This is a genomic window from Mesorhizobium sp. M7A.F.Ca.CA.003.01.2.1 (genome assembly GCF_003998945.1).
GTDB classification, from domain to species: Bacteria; Pseudomonadota; Alphaproteobacteria; order Rhizobiales; family Rhizobiaceae; genus Mesorhizobium; species Mesorhizobium ciceri.
Window position 1 is genome coordinate 1 of the sequence record NZ_RZRA01000602.1, and the last position, 3,527, is coordinate 3,527.

The 3,527-nt window shown below is 60.2% G+C and carries 6 protein-coding genes; 4 read left to right on the top strand and 2 right to left on the bottom strand.

The annotated features are described in order from the left end of the window. The coding region (locus EN969_RS21985) for an alpha/beta hydrolase (protein ID WP_348632400.1) at window positions 1-954 on the top strand (954 nt) is incomplete at its 5' end. A 123-nt stretch (window positions 955-1,077) separates the two neighbouring features. Continuing rightward, on the top strand, window positions 1,078-1,488 hold the full coding sequence (locus EN969_RS21990) for a DUF427 domain-containing protein (protein ID WP_013531554.1): 411 nt from the start codon (window positions 1,078-1,080) through the stop codon (window positions 1,486-1,488). Window positions 1,489-1,531: 43 nt separating this feature from the next. Here the strand turns inward: EN969_RS21990 and EN969_RS21995 are convergent, their stop codons facing one another. Both EN969_RS21995 and EN969_RS22000 read right to left on the bottom strand, forming a co-directional pair. Further along, window positions 1,532-1,951 carry an HD domain-containing protein gene (locus EN969_RS21995; protein ID WP_027161658.1) on the bottom strand — a complete coding sequence of 140 codons (420 nt, stop codon included), beginning with the start codon at window positions 1,949-1,951 and terminating at the stop codon, window positions 1,532-1,534. A gap of 24 nt (window positions 1,952-1,975) precedes the next feature. After that, window positions 1,976-2,371, bottom strand: a complete 396-nt coding sequence (locus tag EN969_RS22000) for a GFA family protein (protein ID WP_027161657.1) — start codon at window positions 2,369-2,371, stop codon at window positions 1,976-1,978. Window positions 2,372-2,571: 200 nt separating this feature from the next. Between EN969_RS22000 and EN969_RS22005 the strand changes: the two genes are divergently transcribed. Together EN969_RS22005 and EN969_RS22010 are read left to right on the top strand one after the other, a co-directional pair. Continuing rightward, a complete protein-coding gene (locus EN969_RS22005; RefSeq protein WP_063168024.1) occupies window positions 2,572-3,180 on the top strand; it encodes a cysteine hydrolase in 609 nt (202 codons plus the stop codon). 100 nt (window positions 3,181-3,280) lie between these two features. Beyond that, a partial coding sequence (locus EN969_RS22010; protein WP_127419388.1) for a DUF763 domain-containing protein occupies window positions 3,281-3,527 on the top strand: 247 nt, incomplete at its 3' end.

Consider the following 3,527-nt stretch of genomic DNA (forward strand, 5'->3'; position numbering starts at 1 on the left):
CGCCAGACCAGGCCCCACGACTGGCGGCGACCAGCCAGCTACGGTGCCTCAGAGCAAATGAACTCCGTCTCACATTGCGACACACCTCTGCTGCGCGTCGCCTATCTCGATGGTGGACCGCAGGACGGCGCCCCGGTTATCCTGCTGCATGGCTGGCCCGACGACGCGACGACATACGCTCGTATTTCGCCGATGCTTCATGAAGCTGGCTTCCGGACGTTTTCCCCTTGGTTGCGAGGCTTTGGGCCGACATCGTTCCTGTCGAAAGAAACCATGCGCTCGGGCGAGATTGCCGCGATGGCGCAGGATGTGCTGGATTTTGCAGATGCGCTTGGCATCAGCCGCTTTGCAGTTGTCGGACATGATTGGGGCGCTCGGATATCCTATCTGCTCGCGTCGGTTTTTCCGGACCGCATCAAGTGCTGCGCTGCGCTGTCCCTCGGCTGGCAACCAGGCAAACCAGCAACGCCGACGCCCGAACAGGCGAAAGCATTTTGGTATCAATGGTTCATGGCGACCGCACGGGGCGCCGAGTTCGTACGAAAGAACGGCAAGGAATTCGCCAGGTATCAGTGGGACAGCTGGGGTCCATTAGGCTGGTTCGACGACGCCATTTTCGATGGCGTTGCGAGCTCGTTCGAAAATCCTGACTGGGCGGATGTGACGTTGCATTCCTATCGGGTCCGGTGGGAAGAGGCCGAGCCCGATCCGCGTTATGCTGAACTCGCCCGCCGGCAAGCAACGGTCAAGATCATCACCGTGCCGATCCTGACGCTTCACGGTGGTGACGACCGCGTTGTGTTTGCCCAGTCTTCAGAGGGGCTCGAAGAGCATTTCACCGCGTTCTACAGGCGGGTGGTGCTGGATGGCATCGGACACTTCCCGACGCGTGAGGCTTCTGATCAGGTTTCGCGAATGTTGGCTGCGTTTCTCGATAGCCATGGCAAGCGCTGAAGGAGGGGCGCCATCGACCCCATAGTAAAGGCCGGAACCTGACGCATCGCCGCGCATTTCGTCTCCATGCATGACGAACCGAAATGCGGTCTCGCAATCAATCGGCAGCCAGGGAGAATTTGGATGCAAGCTTCAGGCGCAATCTCAAGACACCATGCTGGCCAGTTGGCCATAGAACCGTTTGCGGGCACGGTGACGGTACGATTTTCCGACGCCATAGTCGCTGCCACGGAACGGGCGAAAGTGCTTCAGGAAGAAGGACATGAGCCCGTGTTCTATATTCCTTTCGAAGACATCTATTTTGACCTTTTCGAAAAAACGAACACCACCAGCCGCTCCCCTTTGAAAGGTACCGCGAGCTACTGGCGCGTCCATGCCGTGGGCAGCTCGGCTGACGATTTCATGTGGGCGTACGAGACGCCTGAAACCGCGGCGCGGGCCATTGCACGTCATGGTGCATTCGATCCGGAAAAGGCGCGCATCGATGTCGAGCCCGCGGAGGACAGAAGGCATACGCCCCACGTCACGGAGTAGATTGCCCGTTCTCATCGGCGCGAGCTGAAATTCAAGGCAGGTGCTAACCGCGTGGAAACTCTTCATCAAGGATGCGTAGTGCCTCCTCGTATCTGACGGTTGATGCCCCGGCCTGTCGTGCCTGCCAGATATTGTCCGCCAGATCCGCGCGCTTCACCGGCAGCGCCAATGGATTCGATGCCGCTCGTCGCACGAACGCGAAGTAATCCTCGCCGTCCCTACGCGACATGGCGTCGACGGCCGACGCGATCGTCGGGCCAAAACCGGCCTCTTCCAACCTGGTCCGGTCCCAGCCTTCGCCCTTTTCCAGGACGTCATGGAGATAGGCGACGACCTTCTGATCCTTGGTTTCGACCGCGTCAACGACACGGCGACAGTGCTCGATATAAGGTCGCCCGGTCTTGTCGCGCTGTGCCTGGTGGACCTCTTCGGCAATCTTGGCCGCCCGGTAAAACATGCTCATCAGGCTTCCCCTTCAGACATGGTTTCACCATCGCTCCTCGGTGTCGTGGTGCGGCAGGTCCATTCCGCAGCAAACCCAGCCAAGTCGCTGCCTCGATCCATAATTGTAGCGCGGCTCCAGGCGAGCCGGATCGTCGAACGTTCCGACATGAAGCGCGATCTCTCCCGGCGATGCGTCATAGGCGAGGCTGAGCGGCGATCCGCAGGCGGAGCAAAACCCCCTGCAGGCAATCGGCGAAGACCTGCGATAGGTCGGCGTCGCATCGGTCCAGGTCACGCTTTGGGAAGGCACCCAGGCCAGAACCGCGAACGCACTGCCGGTCGCTCGCCGGCACATATCACAATGGCAGTAATGCACTCTCGGTTCGCTTCCAACGCGGAAGCGGATCGTGCCGCAGAGACATCCTCCGCTCAGTTCCATTTTGGCGCCCCGGTTGACTTGCGGCTCCAACGCCTCTCGCGCGGTCTCATGCGAGCACCTCCATTCATCACAGCGAAAACGCCGGTCATTTGCGTCGGTTCCTGTTGGCTATCTCAGGAACCAGTGCTTGCGCGCGGCGTTGCGTGTCTTTGCTGGCAAAATGAGGAGTCAGGAATGCTTGGCCGGTCGGAGACGCACTGATGTCGATGCCGGGGCTGGCATACGGTCCCCTGGGCGATCGATGCATGCATGTCTGCGTGGACATGCAGCGGCTGTTTGCCGAGCCGTCTCAATGGGCAACACCCTGGATCACCCGGGTTCTCCCGCAGATCGAGACGCTGGTCGAAAGACGCGCGCCGCAGACGGTCTTTACACGCTTCCTGCCAGCCAAGAAGCCGGGGCAGGGCGTCGGCACCTGGAAGCGCTATTATGAGCGCTGGGCTTCACAGACGATCGAGACGATCGGGCCTGAAATGACCGAACTGTTGCCGTCTTTAGCCGGCTACTGCCCGCCAGCGGCGATCATCGACAAGCACATCTACTCGCCCTGGTTCGAAGGGCGCCTCAGAGCCTTCCTGGTGGAGCGCGGCATCGATACGCTCGTCATCACCGGTGGCGAAACGGATGTTTGCGTTCTGGCCACGGTGCTCGGAGCCATCGATTTCGGCTATCGCGTGGTTCTCGTCACGGACGCGCTATGCAGTTCTTCCGATTCAACCCACGACGCACTGCTGACCGTTTACCACCAACGTTTCGCGCAGCAGGTCGAGACGGTTGAGATGGAAACGGTTCTCTCGAACTGGACTTGACGTTCGCCAACTCGGCTCGGCGGAAAGTGTCCATGCTTCCTTGCGCGGTTTGGCTGCCTATCTGTTAAGAGAATAACGGACACCAGAACGGATAGCAGACGTGACGCAACGATCGGGAAGTGCTGATCTTCCACTCCATGGCGGGCGCGTGCCAAAATGGCTCGGCGACCGCATGACGCGTCTTGGCGCCGTGATGTGCGAAGCGATCATTCATCACTATGGTCGAGACGAACTGCTGCGACGGCTGGCGCATCCGTTCTGGCTCCAGTCCTTTGGTGCTGTCATGGGCATGGATTGGCATTCGTCGGGGATCCCGACCAGCGTCCTGGGCGCCTTGAAGCGGGGCC

Excerpts from the sequence above, each read along its gene's own strand:
- EN969_RS21990 (WP_013531554.1), top strand. The coding sequence starts at position 1,078 with ATGCAAGCTTCAGGCGCAATCTCAAGACACCATGCTGGCCAGTTGGCC.
- EN969_RS21995 (WP_027161658.1), bottom strand. The coding sequence starts at position 1,951 with ATGAGCATGTTTTACCGGGCGGCCAAGATTGCCGAAGAGGTCCACCAG.
- EN969_RS22005 (WP_063168024.1), top strand. The coding sequence starts at position 2,572 with ATGTCGATGCCGGGGCTGGCATACGGTCCCCTGGGCGATCGATGCATG.
- EN969_RS22000 (WP_027161657.1), bottom strand. The coding sequence starts at position 2,371 with ATGGAACTGAGCGGAGGATGTCTCTGCGGCACGATCCGCTTCCGCGTT.